This window comes from Phormidium sp. CCY1219, from assembly GCF_055795085.1.
Genome location: NZ_JAYFEQ010000154.1, coordinates 1 through 3,124 on the forward strand (window position 1 = coordinate 1; position 3,124 = coordinate 3,124).

The 3,124-nt window shown below is 44.7% G+C and carries 4 protein-coding genes; 1 reads left to right on the forward strand and 3 read right to left on the reverse strand.

All coding sequences use genetic code 11. The features are described from left to right. On the forward strand, positions 1 to 483 hold a 483-nt coding region (locus AC0QH1_RS00795), incomplete at its 5' end, for a Cfr10I/Bse634I family restriction endonuclease (protein ID WP_324628821.1). A 200-nt stretch (positions 484 to 683) separates the two neighbouring features. Here the strand turns inward: AC0QH1_RS00795 and AC0QH1_RS00800 are convergent. The 3 genes from AC0QH1_RS00800 to AC0QH1_RS00810 form a co-directional block, all read right to left on the reverse strand. Next, positions 684 to 1,901, reverse strand: a complete 1,218-nt coding sequence (locus AC0QH1_RS00800; protein WP_324628822.1) for a DNA cytosine methyltransferase — start codon at positions 1,899 to 1,901, stop codon at positions 684 to 686. A 23-nt stretch (positions 1,902 to 1,924) separates the two neighbouring features. Beyond that, positions 1,925 to 2,140 carry a hypothetical protein gene (locus AC0QH1_RS00805; RefSeq protein ID WP_324628823.1) on the reverse strand — a complete coding sequence of 72 codons (216 nt, stop codon included), beginning with the start codon at positions 2,138 to 2,140 and terminating at the stop codon, positions 1,925 to 1,927. Positions 2,141 to 2,341: 201 nt separating this feature from the next. Further along, the coding region (locus AC0QH1_RS00810) for a calcium-binding protein (RefSeq protein ID WP_324628824.1) at positions 2,342 to 3,124 on the reverse strand (783 nt) is incomplete at its 5' end.

A 3,124-nucleotide genomic window follows, 5' to 3' on the forward strand; every position in this document is an offset into this window, starting at 1 on the left:
TTTCAACCAGGTAATCCTTTAGCAGCGATTAATGAATTAAAAAATAAAATTTTCTTTTCCAGCCCAGATTATGTTATTGTACACTTGGATTCTACGAAGCATCCTAGAGACAAAATTAATGATTTACTAAAGGAACAAATTAAAAAGCCTAACAGTTTAAATCTTTACGATCATTTCAAAGGTAAAATATTAGCGAGTGATGTAAAAGCGGCGATTTCATTAAAAACCACTAACCGCCCAGATAGACGCTATCAACCTTTATTTGAAGCTGCTATGCTTAAAGCTATCAATCATGTGGCTAATCAAAAATGGCGTTACTATATGGTTACTAGAAAATTTAGTGATAACGATAGAATTGTATTTATGGAGGGAATATCTCCTCATGGAATAATTGTTAATAAACGTATTCCTTTAGTAGATGGAATTTATCCCTACAACACCAAAAATGATTTAAGTAGTTTAGTGACGGATGCTCTTACATAAAAGATTATTTTTTTATGCATAATTTTTTAATTTTTTAAATATTTATCAGGTTGCTTAAGTTAGATAGCCAATTGTCGATTCATTATGAGATTACTATTGTTATCAACCATGATGGAAATATTTTCCTAACCGCTGGTCATTTTGGAGTCCATTATTTTGACTCAGGTTAGTCAAGAATGACCAGCGTTGATTTTTGACGCCTACATTTCTAAGTTTAAACTTAATTGTAAAGGCTCAAAATCGTTAACCTGTTGTCTCCGATTTTCTTCATCAATCCCCGGATGATTTAAAAAGTACAGAATGGTTTTGGCAATGGCGAGAGATGCCAAATAGGGAACGCCGTTGCCAATGGATTTGAACAGATGACTGAGAGGAAGTTCGGGAGGGAGAACGAAATCTTTCGGCAAAGATTGAATGGCGATCGCCTCTGCAACGCTCAATCTTCTAACCTTATACGGATGCAAGTGAACTTCATTGTTTCCGTAACATGCCGTAGGAGAATATCGCCATCGATGCAACCGTTTGTAAGACTTTTTGGAATCATCCCCTTCCGGTATCGCTTTCATTTTCTCGATTCCTCCTCGGGGTTTAAAATACCCCTCAGCATTCAAATGATTCTCCGTCTGATTCCGTTTAAACCAGTATTCCACTGTTAATTCTTGCGGCAAATTGGGCGGACAATCAAGACTCGAATCCGCCTGGAAAGGAGTGAATTTCGGCCAAGGATAAGAAAAAACCTCGGTTTTCGGAAAAACAACAAATTTGTCCCAAGGAAAAATAGTCTCGGGAAAAACGTCGCGGAAATGGATGTTTACCGGACTGCCAATCTGATGGAAAATATGGCGATGAAACCCAATCAAAATAATTCGTTCTCTATCTTGGGGTACGCCATATTCGAGAGAATTAATTAATTTCTCGGTTAAAACATAGCCGGCGTTTTGCAGGATGCGTTTGAGGTCTTCATAAAAAGTTCGATGCTTGAGGGTTCGCCACAATCCTTTCACGTTCTCAAACACAAAAAAATCCGGCTGATGCTCACAGATGAGCTGCACATAGGATGCGGATAATTTGCCTTTTTCTCCTTCTTTGCCTTTATTTTTGCCGCCTACGGAAAAATCCGGGCAGGGGGGACCGCCAATAAATCCCACTAGATCGGCGTTTTGTCGCGATGTGTTCACTAAATCGGAGAGGATATATTTTTCCTCTGGGTTGAGGAGGGTTTGGATATCGCCGTTTTCGGCACAATAACAGCCATATTCGGGTAAGTTTCGCTTCAGATGAGTGCGGGAATACCGATAAGCCTCCATGAAGGGAGGGAAGATTTCGCTGGCATAAACCACATTAAAGCCGGCATCTTCAAAGCCTAAATCTAAGAAACCGACGCCAGAAAAAAAGGAGAAAACGTCACTGTGAATCATTCAGGTTCGAGGGGATAGATCGACTACTTGGGATGGAATATCCGGTGCGATCGCGCGACTTCCTTGCACTTCAATTCAGCGGATGAGTTGCGTTGCGATCGCGCCGCATATCCGCACCGTCGAACCTTATTTTGCCACAGACTATGCCCAAACGCTTGGCCCCACGCGGCAGTATTTCCATCCCCCGCTTTGACAAGCCATTGACCGACGGTGATATATACCCAGTCTCCATCGCTCATGCAATTCAAGCCCCCAGAAGTGCGAGTGTCTCCCTCACGACTCAAAGCCGCGCGAAATACTCGCCCTTCGCGCGCTATAGCCCCTCTCGGGCATGATGACAACTTTTCAAATCGGACAAAAAAATCGCACCAGCTAGAAAACTGGTGCGATCGCCTTGTTTAGTGATAATTCAATGATTCTCTCTCAATTTGAGCAAATCCTTAAATGAGAGTAATATCATCTTGGCTCAACTCCACCTGAGAGAACACTGTCAGGGAGAATTCAGCGCTGAAGGTAAACTGCGTGAACGTTTCCTGGGTGCTGGTGGTGCCAGTGGTCACATCTACGCCACTGGATCCGTCTTCGGCAAACACATCGGACAGATTATCGATGCCAAACTCACTGCCGGCAATTTGGATGACATCGCCTTCTTCGGCATTGAAGTCGAGAATGATATCATTCTTCTTGCCTTTGAGGTTCGCGATCGCGTCACCATCATCAGCGCCTTCTTCCTCATCCTCATCTTCTTCGCCTTCCAGGGCAGCAGCAGCATCCATCACAAAGGTGTCTGCACCTGCGCCACCAGTGAGGGTATCCTTGCCAGCGCCACCGTAAAGCGTATCGTCGCCTACGTCACCACTGAGGAAGTCCTGCCCCTCGCCGCCAAACAGCATGTCGTTGCCTTTGCCACCGATCAGGATGTCTTTGTGCTTGCCACCATCTAGGTAGTCATCGCCATCACCGCCACACAGGTAGTCCTTTTGGTCGCCACCCATCAGGCTATCATCACCGCCACCACCCAGGATGGTGTCTTTTCCGTGACCTCCTTCTAAGTAGTCGTTGCCACCCACATCGGTTCCGTCGGCATCATCCACATCGGTTCCGTCGGCATCATCCACATTCTCATCGGAATCATCCCCATTCTCATCGGAATCCGCCGTGGTGGTATCGGAATCATCCCCATTCTCCTCGGAATCCGCCGTGGTGGTATCGGAATCATCCCC